The sequence below is a fragment of the Pseudomonas sp. LBUM1644 genome (genome assembly GCF_059716195.1).
This window is the reverse complement of sequence record NZ_CP166812.1, coordinates 196811-212308: the sequence shown is the minus strand read 5'-3', so window position 1 is coordinate 212308 and position 15498 is coordinate 196811. Positions and strand designations below refer to the sequence as shown.

Below are 15498 nucleotides of genomic sequence, written 5' to 3'. Positions count from 1 at the left end.
TTTTGGCCAGACTCCCCGGCCGAACCCTCACAAGGAAGCGAACATGGCTGACGTAAAAGTGCCGCAACGGATGAATCCGCAGGACATCTTGAAATTGTTGATTGCATTGCGCAGGGCGTTGAAGGCCAGGGTGGCCTGAACCGTAAACAGCAAAAAGATCGCAGCCTGCGGCAGCGCCTACAGGGTGCATGCGTTCCCCTGTAGGCGCTGCCGCAGGCTGCGATCTCTTGATCTTCTGACACAAAAAAACGCCGACGCTATCGAAAGCCGTCGGCGCTTGAAACCTTGAAGGGGTTTACCTGGCGAATCAGAACGCCGGCAGAACTGCGCCGCTGTACTTCTTCTCGATGAAGGCTTTCACTTCAGGACTGGTCAAGGCCTTGGCCAGTTTCTGGATGGCATCGCTGTTCTTGTTGTCCGGACGAGCCACCAGGAAGTTCACGTAAGGCGAATCGGCGCCTTCGATCACCAGCGCGTCTTTAGCCGGGTTCAAGCCCGCTTCCAGCGCGTAGTTGGTGTTGATCAAGTCCAGGTCAACTTCCTTCAGGACACGCGGCAGCATGGCCGATTCCAGTTCCTTGAACTTGAAGTTGTGCGGGTTCTTGGCGATGTCTTTCGGCGTTGCCAAAGCGTTTTTCGGGTCTTTCAGTTCGATCAAGCCAGCCTTCTGCAGCAGGATCAGGGCACGGCCGCTGTTACTGCCTTCGTTCGGCAGAGCGATAGTCGCGCCGTTTGGCAGTTCAGCCAGGGATTTGTATTTGCTCGAGTAGCCACCGAACGGTTCAACGTGGACGCCGATAACGGTTTCCAGGTTGGTGCCTTTACCTTTGTTGAAGCTGTCCAGGTACGGCTTGGTCTGGAAGTAGTTGGCATCCAGACGCTTTTCAGCAACCTGCACGTTCGGCTGAACGTAGTCGGTGAAAACTTTGATTTCCAGGTCCACGCCTTCTTTGGCGAGGGTTGGCTTGATCAGTTCCAGAATCTCGGCGTGTGGAATCGGGGTCGCCGCAACTACCAGTTTCTCGCCAGCCTGGGCCAGGCCCGCAGCCAGGGCAGCCGCCAGTGCGGTGAACAACAGAACCTTTTTCATGCAGTGTCCTTATCGGAAATCACGGTCGCCGATGGCGACGGCTAAATAGTGAGGTGCCAGCGAAGTGCTATCGCTGGCGTGAAGCGGACAATACCGGGATTTTTTATTCCCGAACAATATCTTTTATTCACGTTCATATTCCATTTTGTTCATACCACCGCACAAACCCTGCGGCAGCTCCTACGCGAGACCGGTCTGTTTCAAAATTTCTTTCAACGCGGCTTGATCGGCGACAGATCCATTGCCAAGGATTTGTTTTATCCGGTTCTCGATCTGAACCAACGATGGTGGCAGTTCTGGCAGATTCAAATGCTCCGGCAGAATCTCATCGCCGGTGCTCACCAACAGCGCGAAGTGAATAACGTTTTCCAGCTCCCGGGTGTTGCCCGGCCAGCTGTGTTGCTCCAGCACAAGCTGCGCCGCCTCGCTGATCAATGGCACCGGCAGGTCCAGGCGTTGGCTGTAGATGCCGAGAAAGTATTCGGACAGCGACAGAATATCGCCCACCCGCTCACGCAAGGCCGGCAGTTCGAGCTGACCTTCGCTGAGGTAGTGATAAAGCCGTTCATGGAATTTCCCGGCGGCGACCGCCTGGGCCAGATCGATGCTGGTCGCGGCCACCAGACGCACGTCCACCGGGCTCGGCTGATGCGCGCCGACGCGAGTGACTTCGTGGTTTTCCAGCGCCGCCAGCAACTTGATCTGGATCGGCAACGGCAAGTCGCCGATCTCGTCCAGGTACAGCGTGCCGCCATTGGCCGAACCGAACCAGCCGGCACGGCTGCTGGCCGAGCCGCTGTAGCTGCCGGCGGCATAACCAAACAATTCAGCGTCGGCGTAGGTCGGGCTGATCGCGCCGCAATTGACCGAGACAAACAAGCCGCCGCGATCACTGGCGCGATGGATATGCCGCGCCAGCAATTCTTTGCCGCTACCGGTTTCACCGCGAATCAACACCGAGATTGCGCGCGGGGCCAGTTGCTCCAGCTCCTGGCGCAACTGCCGAGAGCGCGGATCGACGAACACCAGCGCCTTGGCGCGGATGCTCAGGGGACTTTTTTCTGCGTCGGGAAAGGTCAGCAGTGGCTGACCGAAGGCTTCAAAACTCATGGCAGACTCCCGCCCAAAACCGCCGGGAGACGGGGGCGTTTTTTAAAAAAAGAAAAGGTTCAAGCGCGGCGCAGGGCGTGATGTTCCATGCGATTTTGCAGGCGATAGAGGTAGGCAAAACCCTGCTCCCAACGCTGGTGACCGGACTTCACGTTGATGTGCCCCGCCCCCGACAAGATCCCCGCTTCGGCGCCCCAGTTGCGTGCCAGCTCCAGCGCGCGTGGTGCGCTCACGGCGCTGTCATTGTCTGAGCTGACGACCTGACTCGGGAATGGCAGCAGATGCGTCGGAATGGGTGCGAAATTACGTAGCGCCGGCACGCAGGCTGGACGCTCGACGTCCGCCGGAGCCACCAGCAAGGCACCCCGAACTTGACGCAAAAACTGCACAGGCGCCGTGGCCGCCCAATGAGCTACGGTGATGCAACCCAGGCTGTGGGCAATCAGGATCACCGGCGTGCTGTCAGCGGCAATGGCTTCGGCCAATGCGGCGACCCAATCTTCACGGCGCGGTGTCAACCAGTCGGCCTGCTCAACCCGTGCACTGTTCGGCAGACTGTTCTGCCAATGGCTTTGCCAATGATCTTCTGGCGATCCTTGCCAGCCCGGCACAATCAGGTAGCGAATTGATTCGTTGCGCATGGGGAGCTCTCCTGCTGCGTGTCTGTACCCGGGCAAGTATAGGGAGGAGATTTATATTCGTTAAGGAATAAGAAGCTATTTATTAAGACCTATATCGAATATAAAACTATGCGAATACCCCTGTAGGAGCTGCCGAGTGAAACGAGGCTGCGATCTTTTGATCCTGTTTTTTAAAAAGCAAAATCAAAAGATCGCAGCCTCGTTTCACTCGGCAGCTCCTACAGGGCACACGACCGAAGTTTTCCGCAGGCAAAAAAAAGGGACCGCACCCTGCCAAGGAGACGGCCCCGGAAATCGATGAATTCGGTTGAGACGACTGCAACAGCAACCGATGTGCTTCGCAGTCAACATTTAGCGAAAAAAGGTTTCGGTTTGATGAACTCGCCGGTCGACACCGGGCGTTACACCGCGGCGTAGAGCGGATCATCAATCAAAACACTTATTCGATAAAATAATATTTAAAGTTATCAGTAGACCAAAAAGGAATATAAAGACCCGCTACCTACGCTCAACGCAAGTCATACCGGGCGCTGCGTGGGGAGAGCCAGCGTATTCAGTCGAGAGGCATTTCAGGAAAGGGACAGGATCGGGAAAGCCTACATTTCCCCTTACAACACCAACCTTGCATGAGCTGCGATAGGCGCATTACATCACCAGCACGTTGTACCCATGGACAGTGCAGTTGCACATCAACCCACTCAGGACGAGTACCTATGAATTCAATGACCAAGCCGCTGGTTTACCTGGCATTGCTGTCAGCATCATTTTCGCTCGTCGCGGCCCCACTCAAGGACGCGGCGCAGGTTGAGCTTGAGATCAAAAACAAAACCACCTATCCCCTCTATGTTTTTCAAGGACAGTGGAGGGGCGTCGTCCTGCCGGATGATCGTTTTCAAACCCAAGACTACAAAAATGCCCCCGTGACGATTACCACCTCCACCCCCGATGCCACTGTAAAATTCATCACATTGAGCAATGCCAAGGGCTGCAAAGCACAAACCTGCGTGTTGATCACAGGTAACTGAGCACGCTCCGCTCCTGTGATCCCCCTGCCAACAAAAACCTTGTTCCCACGCAACGTGGGAACAACTTAGGCTTGAGCCGCTCGCACGGTTTCGGTTGTCTGCTGCTCCTTGCGCACAAACCGGTTTGCCCGGCCAAAGGTGCCGAAATCATTGAACCGCACCCCCATCTCCCGCATGACTTTATGCGCCACCGGCACGGTCATCTGGCGGATGTAAAACGGTTCCTTCACCACAAAGTGATGGATCCCGTGGCTGCTGCCGAAGTTGAAGCAGAACGCCTGCAACGGCCACATCCACCAAGGGTTCAGCACCTGGGTCTGCTGCATGACGTTGCCCGGTTCCACATCACCGTAGTAGTGCATGTTGGAGCTGACAAAATGCAGGCAAAACGTGCGCAACACATTCGGCCCGATGATCACCACTGCAGCGATATCGATCACCTGCATCACCGACAACGTGGTCGCCGACCATTCGATCGGCGCACCCAGCAGATGTGCGATGCCGTTGGCCGCGTGGAAACCGAGAAACACATACCACGCGCCCCAGTGCACCAGCGCCAATGGCGCATAGACCTTCAGCGTGCGCTTGATGATGCTGAATTTGTGCTCCCAGGTTTTGGCCCGCAGCATGCGGATGAAGGCGGACATCACGTTGTCGCCAACCATCAGCAACCGGGCGAAACCCCAAGGTTCACCATTGGTGATCGCCCGCTCTTCCATGTCGGTTTCGCTGCCCGAGACCTTGTGATGATTGAGGTGCAGATGACGGCGAATCCACGGATTGATCGTGCTCGGCCGCGCCAGCCAGACCAGGCCCATCATCAGGTTGTGCGGCACCCGCTGTTTGCGGAAATACATGCTGTGGATCAGGTCGTGTTCCAGTTCGTGGGTCAACGAGGCGAAAAACGCGTTGAGCAGCAGACACACCCACCACGCCATGTGCCCCATGACGTACAGCGCTGCCGAACCGAACATTCCGGCCAATGCGAAGGCCAGAACGCCGGCGCCGATGGCGTCCTGATGCTTCAATAAGGGGTAGCTCTGACGCAGTTCGACGCCCTTGGCCAACACCACTTCGCGAATATGCGCTGATCGCTGAGCTGCATTCAGTCGCTGGGGACTTGCAGAAGTACCTTGCATGCTTCCATCCTCTGGTTATTGATGTTCGCATCCTGCCCTGAGAACTCTCCCGGGACGGTAGCCGTGAACGCCAACCTGTTGACCGGAAGCGCCAATCAGCATGACTGAACCGACCTCCCTCGCCAGCTGGACCCGCGCCCTGCGCAAGCAACTTGATGCCCTGGGCCTCGACAGCACCGCCCTGTGTCACCAGGCAGGGCTCGACCCGCAATTGATGGACGACCCGAACGCCCGTTACCCGTTGTCCGGCACCACGCGCCTGTGGGAAATCGCCGTGCAAGTCAGCGGTGATCCGGCGATTGGCCTGCGCGTTTCGCGGTTTGTCAGCCCGACCACATTTCATGCGCTCGGTTATGCACTGGTGGCCAGCGGCAGTCTGCGGGAAGTGTTCGAGCGCATCGTGCGCTATCACCAGGTGGTCAGCGATGCCCTGGAGCTTGAATTAAGCCGCGCCGAGGATCGCTATCGCTTTCGCCTGAAAATCCCGCCAGGCAATCCGGCGCCGGCCTTCGAAGCCATTGACGCCTTCACCGCGATTTACGTGCGCACGTGCCGCAACCGGTTGGGCCGGGACTACGCTCCGCTGGCGGTGTACCTGCGTCGCCCGGAACCGGCAGACCCGCATCAATGGCACAAAGTCTTTCGCTCTCCGGTGCACTTTTCGGCAGACGAAGACCGACTGGAATTTTCCCTGGTGGACTTCGACAGTCACCTGGACGACGCCAACCCGGAGTTGGCCGAGCACAACGAGACCGTGCTCAAACGCACGCTGGCGCAGCTCAAGCCGCTGACCTGGGAGCGCAAGGTTCGCGATGCCATTGAAGAGCAACTGCCGGAAGGCGAACCCAGCGCCGAACACATCGCCAAGGCCCTGCACCTGAGTTTGCGCAGCCTGCAACGACACTTGGCAGACGAGGGGTATCGGTTCGACACGCTGCTCAATGAAAGTCGCCAGAACCTGGCGCTGCTGCACTTGCGCGACCCGCAATGTTCGTTGAGCGAGATCAGTTATTTGTTGGGGTTTGCCGACACCAGCAGCTTCAGCCGCGCGTTCAAGCGCTGGACGGGGCTGACGCCGGGGCAGTTTCGGGATGGGTTGCGTTGATCAGCTTTTGGCCAGGCTGCGCGCCGTACCCGCTTTCCACTGCTCGATCATCGCGGCACCAATCTCGGCAAAAACGCTGTTTGTCTTGATGTAATCAGCCATTTCCGCCATCGCTACATCCATTCCATGGGCGACTTGCTGGAGCAGCTCATTGCAACGCCCCTCGGTCAAGTTGCAGGCCGATCGACCAAAACGCATCAGCATTTTGTACTTGGGCCATGCTTTCGATCCTCCCAACAGTAACGCCATGCTGTCAGCCTTGATGTAGACCGAAGTCGTGACGATGTCGTAAGCCGGAGCCAGTCTGATGTGCGCATCAGAGTCGCAATGTTCGTACAACACACCGAAATTCTTGAGGTGTGCGTCACCGTTCTTCAAACCGGATGAGAGCGCAACGATCTTGAAAAAAGTCTCAAGAGACTGGTTGAGCAATGGCGGGGAGAGCTAAAACGACGAACCAACTCATCGCGCAAAGAGCCCTCTGGCAGATTCATTTCAAAAATCGGCGGTGCACCCTGCTCCCACGTGTAGCTCTGGAGGCGAGCCGGCATCGTCAGCGAAACGGCGTTTACTTCCAGCGCCTCTTGCGCATAAGTAAACACTGAATCAATGCGCGATTGCCCACGACCAAAAGTGCCTGCTGCGGTGCCGGAGACACTGATATGCAGCCTGTCCTTTTCCTGCTGCTCATCCATGGAAGTTCACCTTTTTCAGGGTGTCCAGCGTCGGACGCGTCGACTTGCGAGGGACAGCGGTGAGTTCGTATCCAAAGCCATTGAGGATCGCTTCAACCTTGCGAAGACCAATTTCAGAGAGGGTGTTGTTCTCTATGCCTGAGATCGTGGCACGGCTCATGCCGTACTGCCTGGCCAGTTCCTCTTGAGTCAATTTTCGCTCTTTACGTAGCAATTTGATCAATTCGCCGAGGCTTTCCATGAGTCAGTCCGTATCGTATACAGTGCATTTTCAAAATACTTATGCATTGTATTTAATGCAGATGATAGATGAAGTCCAGCTCATTTTTTGACCAGACTCCAACACTCAGCGCCCCCGATCACGTCGCAACAACTTGCGCACTCGCGCCACTAACTCGCTTACGGCAAACGGCTTGAGCAGGTAATCATCCTCATGCAATTCCAACCCACGCAGCCGATCCTCGATACCGTCCTTGGTAGTGAGGAAGAGTACGGGCGTGTCGCCGAGCTTGCGGATTTGCTGCTGCAACTGCCAACCGTTGAGCCCGGGCAGCATCACGTCGAGGATGATCAGCTCATAATCGCCGGACTCAATGAAGCGGCGACCGTCCATTCCGTTGAGCGCCACATCGACTGAATAGCTCGCCTCATTCAGGCCGTTGGCCAGGAGTTTGGCGGTCTCCGGTTCGTCTTCTACTAACAGCACACGCATGGCACACCTCGATTGTCGTCCCTACAGGCTAGGCGCCTTTGCGCGCAAAGCCCATTGATAAAAGATCGCAGCCTGCGGCAGCTCCTACAGGGATCAATGTTCCGCCGCGATATTGCGGCGAACTTGGCCAATGTAGGAGCTGCCGCAGGCTGCGATCTTTTTCTTCAAATCACCGACAGCGCCCGCAACCGTTCGGCATCCAGAATCTCGATCTCGCCATAGCTAAGGTCGAGAATTCCCTGACCCTGCAAATCCTTGAGAATCTGATTGGTGGTCTGACGCGACAGCGACAACATTGAAGCAAGCTGCTCCTGAGGCAGTTGCAACACCCGCCGCGGCGGGGTGATTTCGCCATAGCCGTCGGCGATCATCAGCAAGCGATGCGCCAATCTTGCCGCAGCCGGCATCAGGCTCAGCTGTTCAAGATTGATGAAGGTCATGCGCAATTTCTGGCTCATCAGCAATGCCAGTTGCCGCCAGTACACCGGCTGCTCGTCGAGCAACGCCAACAAGCCGTTATGCGCAATGTGCAACAAGGTGCACTGGCCCACAGCGAAGGCATCGTGAGTGCGTGGCTGGCCATCGAACAGGCAGATTTCGCCGAACCAGTGCGGTGGTTCCACCACACTCAGCAACGCTTCCTTGCCTTGCTCGCTGACCGCACCGATGCGCACGGAGCCTTCAAGTACCGCATACAACCCGCACGGTGGATCACCGCGCTTGAACAGCAATTGCCCGGACGACAAGCGCCGAACGCGAGCCGCTGCCAGCAGACTATCCTGCAAGGGAACAGGTAGATGACTGAACCATTGCCCGGTCATCAGGCGCGAACGCCAGGCCTGCGTATCCATGGAAACTCCTAAAGATTGTCGCCTGCCCGACAGAGCGAAAAGTGAACCCGGGGCATGATCAGTCCACCCTACAGGAGGAATAACAATGAAAAGCCTCGTTGACCATCTCAGTCAATATGCCGCTTACCACCGTGACCCGCGCAATATTGCCAGCCACTTTATCGGCATTCCGCTGATTGTGGTGGCGGTGGCGGTGTTGCTATCGCGGCCGCAATGGGCTGGGGGCTGGGTTTCGCCGGCAGTGCTGGTTGCGCTGGCATCAGCGTGGTTTTACCTGCGCCTGGAGTTGCGCCTCGGGGTGTTGATGACCGTGTTGCTCGGCCTGTGCATTTGGGCGGGTCAAGTTCTCGCGCAGCAAAGTACTCTGGTCTGGCTCGCGAGCGGCATCGGTATGTTTGTGGTGGGCTGGGCGATCCAGTTTGTCGGGCATCACTATGAAGGACGTAAGCCCGCGTTCGTCGATGATGTGACGGGACTGATTGTCGGGCCGTTGTTTGTGGTGGCGGAGTTGGCGTTTCTTCTCGGGTTGCGGCATGAGTTGAAAGAGCAGATCGAGGCGCGCGCGGGCGGGGTGCGGGTCAATCCGAAAAATGCGGCTGCTTAAACCGTTTTAAAAGATCGCAGCCTGCGGCAACTCCTACAGGGAAACGCATATTCCATGTAGGAGCTGCCGCAGGCTGCGATCTTTTGATCTTAGAGGTTGGCCAGTTTCTGCCAAACCTTCGGCTTGAAGAACAACGTCTCCCCCTTGGCCAACCCGACCAGGCTGTCGTGATCCTTCACCACCTCAGCCTCGATCAGTTCGCTCTGGCCTTCGACTTTCAACGTCACCCGCGTTGTCGCGCCCAACGGACGGATATCCCGCACCTCGGCCGCGTGGTGATCCTCCAGCTCATGCCGTGACAGCGACACTTCGTGCGGACGGAACAGCACGTGGTTGTCTTCACCCAAATGCAGACGGTTCGAATCACCCAGGAAGTGATAAACGAAATCGCTGGCCGGGTTTTCGTAGACATCGCCCGGGGAACCAATCTGCTCGATCACACCCTTGTTCATCACCACGATCCGGTCGGCCACTTCCATCGCCTCTTCCTGGTCGTGGGTCACGAACACCGAGGTCAGGTTGATGTCTTCGTGCAGCCGCGCCAGCCACCGACGCAGTTCCTTGCGGACCTTGGCATCGAGGGCGCCGAAGGGCTCGTCGAGCAGCAAGACTTTCGGCTCCACGGCCAAGGCACGGGCCAATGCGATGCGCTGACGCTGACCACCCGAAAGCTGCTCCGGATAACGATCCGACAGCCAATCCAGTTGCACCATGTTCAGCAATTCGTGGACTTTCACGGCGATCTGGCTTTCGGACGGGCGCTGGTTTTTCGGTTTCATGCGCAGGCCGAAGGCGACGTTGTCGAACACCGTCATATGGCGGAACAACGCATAGTGCTGGAACACGAAACCGACGTTGCGATCACGCACGTCATGCCCGGAAACGTCTTCACCGTGGAACACGATGTTGCCCTGATCCGGGGTTTCCAGGCCGGCGATGATTCGCAGCAGCGTGGTCTTGCCGCAACCGGACGGGCCGAGCAGCGCTACGAGTTCGCCGCTCTGGATGTCCAGGCTGATATCGTTCAGCGCCTTGAACGCGTTGAAATTCTTGCTGACGTTACGCACTTCGATCGACATGAATTATTCCTCCGCGGCGCTGGCGCGCAGGCGGTTAATACGGTTTTCGCTCCACTGCTTAAGCAGCAGGATGAAGAGCGCCATGATCAGCAACAGGCTCGCTACCGCGAACGCGGCCACGTGGTTGTATTCGTTGTAGAGGATCTCGACGTGCAGCGGCAGGGTGTTGGTCACCCCGCGAATGTGCCCGGAAACCACCGACACTGCACCGAACTCACCCATAGCCCGCGCGGTACACAGCACCACGCCATAGATCAGGCCCCATTTGATATTGGGAACGGTGACGTGCCAGAACATTTGCCAGCCATTGGCACCCAGCAACCTCGCGGCCTCTTCTTCCTGCGTGCCCTGCTCTTGCATCAGCGGGATCAGCTCACGCGCCACGAACGGCACGGTGACGAAAATCGTCGCCAGCACGATGCCGGGCAAGGCGAAGACGATCTGGATGTCATGGTCCTGCAGCCAAGGACCAAAAATGCCCTGGGCGCCGAACATCAGCACGTAGACCAGACCTGCGATGACCGGCGAGACCGAAAACGGCAGGTCGATCAAGGTCACCAACATACTTTTGCCGCGGAACGAATACTTGCTCACACACCACGCGGCGCTGACACCGAACACCACGTTCAGCGGCACCGAAATCAGCACGGCGATCACCGTGAGTTTTAGCGCTGACAAAGCATCGGGTTCAAAGATCGCGGTGAAGAACGCGCCCAGGCCAAGCTTCAGGCCCTGGGACACTACGATAAACAGCGGCAGTAGCAGGAACAGCGCAAAAATCAGCCAGCCGAGGCTGATCAGAATTCGCCGCGAAGTGGCACTGCCACGGCGGGCGGCGTTGGCCGAGGAGGCAGCTGCAATAGACGATTGGGACATTGTTCGCGCCTCCTTATGGGGTTTCGATGCGCCGCTGCAGCAAGTTGATCAGCAGCAACAGGACGAAGGAAACCACCAGCATCAGTACACCAATGGACGTGGCACCGGTGTAATCGTACTGGTCGAGTTTGACCATGATCAGCAGCGGCAGAATCTCGGTTTTCATCGGCATGTTGCCGGCAATAAAAATTACCGATCCATACTCACCGACCCCGCGGGCAAAGGCCAACGCGAATCCGGTCAGCCACGCAGGCAGCAACGCGGGCACCAGAATGTAGCGAAAAACCTGCAATGGTTTTGCACCGAGGCACGCCGCCGCCTCTTCGACTTCACGCGGGATATCGGCCAATACTGGCTGTACCGTACGTACTACGAATGGAAGCGTGACAAATGTCAGCGCGAGGGTGATACCGAGGGGGGTGTACGCGATCTTGAAACCCAGGTCCGCTGCAAACTGACCCACCAGCCCGGTCGGGGTGTACAACGCGGTCAGCGCGATACCGGCCACGGCGGTGGGCAGGGCGAACGGCAGGTCGATCATCGCATCGATGATCTTGCGCCCCGGAAAGGTGTAGCGCACCAGCACCCAGGCCAGCAGCGTGCCGATGATGCCGTTGATGATCGCGGCGTACAGCGCGGTGCCGAAGCTCAGCTTCAACGCCGCCAGCACGCGAGGCGCGGTGACGATGGCGTAGAACTGATCCCAGGTGAGCTGGCTGGCATGCACGAACATCGCTGCCAGTGGTATGAGCACAATCAGGCTGAGGTACACCAAGGTGTAGCCCAGCGTCAGCCCGAAGCCGGGTATGACGGGGGAGATACGACGCGACATAAAAGTCCTTGGTTGAAAATTCGATCTGCTAAACGCATTCATGTGGGAGCGGGCTTGCTCGCGAAGAGGGGCTATCAGCCAACATTTACGTCGTCTGACACGCCGCCTTCGCGAGCAAGCCCGCTCCCACATGTTACGCGCCCAAGCTTAAGGCTCGTTGTGTGGCTAATGGCAGATTACTGCGCTTGGTAAATCTGGTCGAACACGCCACCGTCATTGAAGAATTTCGGTTGTGCGGTTTTCCAGCCGCCGAAGTCCTTGTCGATGGTCACCAGGTCCAGTGTCGGGAACTGCTTGGCGTACTTGGCAGCCACTTCCTTGTCACGTGGACGATAGAAGTTTTTCGCCGCGATTTCCTGACCGGCCGGGCTGTACAGGTGCTTGAGGTACGCTTCGGCGATTTGCTCGTTGCCCTTTTTCTCGGCGTTTTTGTCGACCACAGCCACTGGTGGCTCGGCAAGGATCGACAGCGAAGGCACGACGATTTCGAACTTGTCGGCGCCGCCATCTTCTTTCAGCGCCAGGAAGGCTTCGTTTTCCCAGGCCAGCAACACGTCACCCTGACCGTTGTTGACGAAGGTGATGGTCGAACCGCGAGCACCGGTGTCCAGCACAGGCACGTGTTTGAACAGGGTTTGCACGTACTCTTTGGCCTTGGCTTCATTGCCACCGTTGGCTTTCAGGCCATAGGCCCAGGCCGCCAGGAAATTCCAGCGGGCGCCGCCGGAGGTTTTCGGATTGGGCGTGATGACCGACACGTCGTTCTTGACCAGGTCACCCCAATCCTTAATGCCTTTAGGGTTGCCCTTGCGCACCAGGAACACGATGGTCGAGGTGTAAGGGGTGCTCGCATCCGGCAGACGCGTCTGCCAGTCGGCTGGCAGTGTCTTGCCGAGTTTGGCGATTTCGTCGATGTCACCCGCCAGGGCCAGGGTCACTACGTCGGCGCGCAGACCGTCGATCACCGCCCGACCTTGCTTGCCCGAACCACCGTGGGATTGCTGGATTTTCACATTGTCGCCAGCGTGGTCTTTCTTCCAGAAGTTGACGAATTCGGCGTTGTAATCCTGGTACAGCTCACGTGTGGGGTCGTACGACACGTTAAGCAGCTCGTAATCCTTGGCAACCGCGGAACCCGCAAAAAGGGCACTGGCCAAGGCGGCCAAAGCGAAATGACGAATCGACGACATGGTGAAAGCTCCTGGAATTCTGTTTGTGATGGCTTTTTTTATGATCTGGAATCGGGTTGCCTGCTTAAAGATCGCAGCCTTCGGCAGCGCCCACAGGCGCGTAGGAGCTGCCGAAGGCTGCGATCTTTTGATCTTTCTATTTTTTCGCTTCAGCCCGGTTTATTCGCCGGGTTCTGCAAGCGGAATTTCTCTTTACGTTCGATCTGGACGACCTGGGCGTTGTGCACGGTGATTTCCACAGCGCCAAACCGCAGGTCGCGCAATGCGCTCTGGATCTCACGCAAGATGGTTGCTTCGTCCTGGCCGTCAACGCTACGTAGGGATGCGCTCATGGTGCTGCTCCTTCGACTGAGAGGTTGCCTGACAGTGGCGACACTGCTTGCGGCGTGAGACCAATAGTAGATAAGCGCGGTTATTCTTAAAAAGACTATTTAAGAATGTTTATATAACCAGAAGACATTATTTAACGGGGCAAGGGCTTGGGGCGCTCAAGATCAAGAGATCGCAGCCTTCGGCAGCTCCCACAGAAGCACGCATTCCCTTGTAGGAGCTGCCGAAGGCTGCGATCTCTTGATCTTTCAGCGAATGATCGGTGCGCGCATCCAGTCCAGTCTCTCAGCCGGCACCGGCCGCCCAAACCAGTACCCCTGCCCCAAATCACACCCCTGTTCAAGCAGGAAACCCGCCTGCTCAACCTGCTCGATCCCCTCGGCGTGCACCTGCATCCCCATGCTCTGGGCCAATGCAATGATCACCCGCACGATCGCCACGTCATCGTCATCCCACGGCAAGCCGGATACAAAGCCCTGATCGATCTTGAGCTTCTGTACCGGCAACCGCTTGAGTCGCAGCAAAGAGGAATAGCCCGTACCGAAATCATCGATGGCCAGCCGCACACCCAACTCACGCAGTCGATGCATCTGTTCCAGCGCCACTTCCGGGTCGTCCATGACCGCGCTTTCGGTGACTTCCAACTCCAGAAACGCCGGATCCAGCCCCGTTTCACGCAGCACCTGCGCCACCTGCTGATACAGCTCGCGGCGGGCAAACAGGCGCGATGACACATTCACCGCGACAAACGACAACACCACCCCGGCCTGCTGCCATTGGCACATCTGTTGACACGACTGATGCATGACCCAGGCATCGATTTCGGCGATTAATCCGGTGCGCTCGGCGATGGGGATGAACTCTGCCGGTGACACCAGGCCGCGCTGTGGATGCTCCCAGCGCACCAGCGCCTCGACGCCGATCAGGCGACGGGTCTTGAGGTCGTGGACCGGCTGGTAATGCACCCGCAACTCTTGTTGCTCCAGCGCCCGGCGCAATTCGAAGGCGGTTTCGACCCGAAGTTGGGCGTGGGCGGTCAACTCTTCGGTATAGAGGGCGTAGCCATTGCGCCCCGCACTCTTGGCCTTGAACAGCGCCGAATCAGCATTGCGCAATAACTGTTCGGCGCTCAAGGCGTCGGCTGGAAACAGGCTGATGCCGATGCTGGTATTGATAAACAGCGGGTGCCCGTCGATCGGGAATACCTCTTTGAGGCCATCAATGATCCGTTGTGCCAGCGCCGCGGCATGCACCAATTGCGGACAGCTTTCAGCCAGTACGGCGAACTCGTCACCCCCGAGTCGCGCCAGGGTGATCCCCGGCCCGAACATGGCTTTCAAACGCTCGGCCACGGCTTTGAGTAACTGATCGCCGATGGTGTGTCCAAGGCTGTCGTTAATCATCTTGAAGTGATCCAGATCGATCAGCAGCAACGCACAGCCGCGCTTGTGGATCTGCGCCGAAGCCAGCGCCTGCTCGGCGCGATCGGTGAACAACAGCCGGTTGGGCAGATCCGTCAGTGGATCGTGGTGAGCCAGGTGCATCAGCTCGTGCTCAGAGTTCTTGATCGCGCTGATGTCGGAAAACACCGCCACGTAATGGCTACGCTGCCCGTGGTCGTCAAGAATGATGCGGATGGTTTGCCATTGCGGGTAGATTTCGCCGCTTTTGCGACGGTTCCAGATTTCCCCGCTCCACTCGCCGGTGCGGTTAAGTGTCGCGAACATCGCCTGGTAGAAAACCGCCGCGTGACGACCGGACTTGAACAGACTGGGCTGCTGGCCCAGCACCTCGTCACTTTGATAACCGGTGATTGCCATGAAGGCGCGGTTCACATGGACGATCGACCCTTGGTTGTCGGTGACCAACACGCCTTCGTGCGTGCAATCAAATACCGCTGCCGCTTGCCGCAAATGTACCCGGTCTTTGTCGCGCTCTCGCAAGTTGGCGCCGATCCCCAGGCAACGGAATAATCGCGCCCGAGCGAGGAAGATCAATCCGGCACTGAGCACCACCCACACGTAACCGTTGATCAGTTGCCATCGCAGTCGCTCATCGGAGCTATCGAAGAAACTGTTCAATAAATAACCACTAAACTCCAGCCAGACGATGGAAAGCAGTAAGTAGAGCAGCGCTGCACGCAGGGCATCGCGATAGGTGGCAGACATTCGGCCGTCCATGTCCCTTCAAAAAGAATGGAATTATAGGTTAAAGACACA

16 protein-coding genes and 1 pseudogene are annotated in these 15498 nt (G+C 57.6%); 3 read left to right on the top strand and 14 right to left on the bottom strand.

Going from position 1 to position 15498, the window contains the following annotated elements; genetic code table 11:
* Positions 1-307: 307 nt before the first annotated feature.
* From ACA052_RS01015 to ACA052_RS01005, 3 genes are all read right to left on the bottom strand, one after another.
* Positions 308-1090 carry a MetQ/NlpA family ABC transporter substrate-binding protein gene (locus tag ACA052_RS01015; protein ID WP_497648010.1) on the bottom strand — a complete coding sequence of 261 codons (783 nt, stop codon included), beginning with the start codon at positions 1088-1090 and terminating at the stop codon, positions 308-310.
* Between the two features lie 180 nt (positions 1091-1270).
* On the bottom strand, positions 1271-2200 hold the full coding sequence (locus ACA052_RS01010) for a sigma 54-interacting transcriptional regulator (RefSeq protein ID WP_497648009.1): 930 nt from the start codon (positions 2198-2200) through the stop codon (positions 1271-1273).
* Positions 2201-2259: 59 nt separating this feature from the next.
* Positions 2260-2841, bottom strand: coding sequence for an alpha/beta hydrolase (locus tag ACA052_RS01005; protein WP_497648008.1), 582 nt, complete (start codon positions 2839-2841; stop codon positions 2260-2262).
* A 713-nt stretch (positions 2842-3554) separates the two neighbouring features.
* On the opposite strand from ACA052_RS01005, the gene ACA052_RS01000 reads away from it, so the two are divergent.
* Complete coding sequence (locus ACA052_RS01000; protein ID WP_497648007.1) at positions 3555-3866, top strand: hypothetical protein; 312 nt, start codon at positions 3555-3557, stop codon at positions 3864-3866.
* A gap of 65 nt (positions 3867-3931) precedes the next feature.
* Here ACA052_RS01000 and ACA052_RS00995 read toward each other — a convergent pair whose 3' ends face one another.
* Positions 3932-5005 carry a fatty acid desaturase gene (locus ACA052_RS00995; RefSeq protein WP_497648006.1) on the bottom strand — a complete coding sequence of 358 codons (1074 nt, stop codon included), beginning with the start codon at positions 5003-5005 and terminating at the stop codon, positions 3932-3934.
* 100 nt (positions 5006-5105) lie between these two features.
* Here ACA052_RS00995 and ACA052_RS00990 point away from each other — a divergent pair, with 100 nt between their 5' ends.
* Positions 5106-6110, top strand: coding sequence for an AraC family transcriptional regulator (locus tag ACA052_RS00990; RefSeq protein WP_497648005.1), 1005 nt, complete (start codon positions 5106-5108; stop codon positions 6108-6110).
* Here the strand turns inward: ACA052_RS00990 and ACA052_RS00985 are convergent.
* The 4 genes and pseudogenes from ACA052_RS00985 to ACA052_RS00970 all read right to left on the bottom strand — a co-directional run bounded on the left by ACA052_RS00985 (position 6111) and on the right by ACA052_RS00970 (position 8368).
* Positions 6111-6805 (bottom strand): annotated as a pseudogene (locus ACA052_RS00985) (HipA domain-containing protein).
* Positions 6798-7046, bottom strand: a complete 249-nt coding sequence (locus ACA052_RS00980; protein ID WP_497648004.1) for a helix-turn-helix domain-containing protein — start codon at positions 7044-7046, stop codon at positions 6798-6800. Before ACA052_RS00980 ends, ACA052_RS00985 begins: the two are co-directional and overlap by 8 nt.
* A 105-nt stretch (positions 7047-7151) precedes the next feature.
* A complete protein-coding gene (locus ACA052_RS00975) occupies positions 7152-7517 on the bottom strand; it encodes a response regulator (protein WP_497648003.1) in 366 nt (121 codons plus the stop codon).
* 164 nt (positions 7518-7681) lie between these two features.
* Positions 7682-8368: a Crp/Fnr family transcriptional regulator gene (locus ACA052_RS00970; RefSeq protein WP_497648002.1), complete on the bottom strand. Its 687-nt coding sequence runs from the start codon at positions 8366-8368 to the stop codon at positions 7682-7684.
* Positions 8369-8453: 85 nt separating this feature from the next.
* On the opposite strand from ACA052_RS00970, the gene ACA052_RS00965 reads away from it, so the two are divergent.
* On the top strand, positions 8454-8972 hold the full coding sequence (locus ACA052_RS00965) for an Mpo1 family 2-hydroxy fatty acid dioxygenase (RefSeq protein WP_497648001.1): 519 nt from the start codon (positions 8454-8456) through the stop codon (positions 8970-8972).
* Between the two features lie 89 nt (positions 8973-9061).
* Here ACA052_RS00965 and ACA052_RS00960 read toward each other — a convergent pair whose 3' ends face one another.
* From ACA052_RS00960 to dibA, 6 genes are all read right to left on the bottom strand, one after another.
* The gene (locus ACA052_RS00960) at positions 9062-10051 is read right to left on the bottom strand and encodes a sulfate/molybdate ABC transporter ATP-binding protein (RefSeq protein ID WP_497648000.1); all 990 of its coding nucleotides are present in this window, start codon (positions 10049-10051) and stop codon (positions 9062-9064) included.
* Between the two features lie 3 nt (positions 10052-10054).
* A complete protein-coding gene (gene cysW, locus ACA052_RS00955) occupies positions 10055-10927 on the bottom strand; it encodes a sulfate ABC transporter permease subunit CysW (RefSeq protein WP_497647999.1) in 873 nt (290 codons plus the stop codon).
* 13 nt (positions 10928-10940) lie between these two features.
* Positions 10941-11759, bottom strand: coding sequence for a sulfate ABC transporter permease subunit CysT (cysT, locus tag ACA052_RS00950; protein ID WP_497647998.1), 819 nt, complete (start codon positions 11757-11759; stop codon positions 10941-10943).
* Between the two features lie 176 nt (positions 11760-11935).
* Positions 11936-12949, bottom strand: a complete 1014-nt coding sequence (locus ACA052_RS00945; protein WP_497647997.1) for a sulfate ABC transporter substrate-binding protein — start codon at positions 12947-12949, stop codon at positions 11936-11938.
* Positions 12950-13098: 149 nt separating this feature from the next.
* Entirely contained in the window at positions 13099-13281 is a 183-nt protein-coding gene (gene oscA / locus ACA052_RS00940) for a sulfur starvation response protein OscA (protein ID WP_409833049.1), read from the bottom strand.
* Between the two features lie 246 nt (positions 13282-13527).
* A complete protein-coding gene (dibA, locus tag ACA052_RS00935) occupies positions 13528-15447 on the bottom strand; it encodes a phosphodiesterase DibA (RefSeq protein ID WP_497647996.1) in 1920 nt (639 codons plus the stop codon).
* Positions 15448-15498 lie beyond the last annotated feature (51 nt).

What these genes read in the sequence shown, in the direction of transcription:
- ACA052_RS00975 (WP_497648003.1), bottom strand. Translation starts at nt 7,517, where the DNA reads ATGCGTGTGCTGTTAGTAGAAGACGAACCGGAGACCGCCAAACTCCTG.
- ACA052_RS00960 (WP_497648000.1), bottom strand. Translation starts at nt 10,051, where the DNA reads ATGTCGATCGAAGTGCGTAACGTCAGCAAGAATTTCAACGCGTTCAAG.
- ACA052_RS01000 (WP_497648007.1), top strand. Translation starts at nt 3,555, where the DNA reads ATGAATTCAATGACCAAGCCGCTGGTTTACCTGGCATTGCTGTCAGCA.
- ACA052_RS00980 (WP_497648004.1), bottom strand. Translation starts at nt 7,046, where the DNA reads ATGGAAAGCCTCGGCGAATTGATCAAATTGCTACGTAAAGAGCGAAAA.
- ACA052_RS00995 (WP_497648006.1), bottom strand. Translation starts at nt 5,005, where the DNA reads ATGCAAGGTACTTCTGCAAGTCCCCAGCGACTGAATGCAGCTCAGCGA.
- ACA052_RS00965 (WP_497648001.1), top strand. Translation starts at nt 8,454, where the DNA reads ATGAAAAGCCTCGTTGACCATCTCAGTCAATATGCCGCTTACCACCGT.
- ACA052_RS00990 (WP_497648005.1), top strand. Translation starts at nt 5,106, where the DNA reads ATGACTGAACCGACCTCCCTCGCCAGCTGGACCCGCGCCCTGCGCAAG.
- dibA (WP_497647996.1), bottom strand. Translation starts at nt 15,447, where the DNA reads ATGTCTGCCACCTATCGCGATGCCCTGCGTGCAGCGCTGCTCTACTTA.
- ACA052_RS00945 (WP_497647997.1), bottom strand. Translation starts at nt 12,949, where the DNA reads ATGTCGTCGATTCGTCATTTCGCTTTGGCCGCCTTGGCCAGTGCCCTT.
- cysT (WP_497647998.1), bottom strand. Translation starts at nt 11,759, where the DNA reads ATGTCGCGTCGTATCTCCCCCGTCATACCCGGCTTCGGGCTGACGCTG.
- ACA052_RS01005 (WP_497648008.1), bottom strand. Translation starts at nt 2,841, where the DNA reads ATGCGCAACGAATCAATTCGCTACCTGATTGTGCCGGGCTGGCAAGGA.
- cysW (WP_497647999.1), bottom strand. Translation starts at nt 10,927, where the DNA reads ATGTCCCAATCGTCTATTGCAGCTGCCTCCTCGGCCAACGCCGCCCGC.
- ACA052_RS00970 (WP_497648002.1), bottom strand. Translation starts at nt 8,368, where the DNA reads ATGGATACGCAGGCCTGGCGTTCGCGCCTGATGACCGGGCAATGGTTC.
- ACA052_RS01010 (WP_497648009.1), bottom strand. Translation starts at nt 2,200, where the DNA reads ATGAGTTTTGAAGCCTTCGGTCAGCCACTGCTGACCTTTCCCGACGCA.
- oscA (WP_409833049.1), bottom strand. Translation starts at nt 13,281, where the DNA reads ATGAGCGCATCCCTACGTAGCGTTGACGGCCAGGACGAAGCAACCATC.
- ACA052_RS01015 (WP_497648010.1), bottom strand. Translation starts at nt 1,090, where the DNA reads ATGAAAAAGGTTCTGTTGTTCACCGCACTGGCGGCTGCCCTGGCTGCG.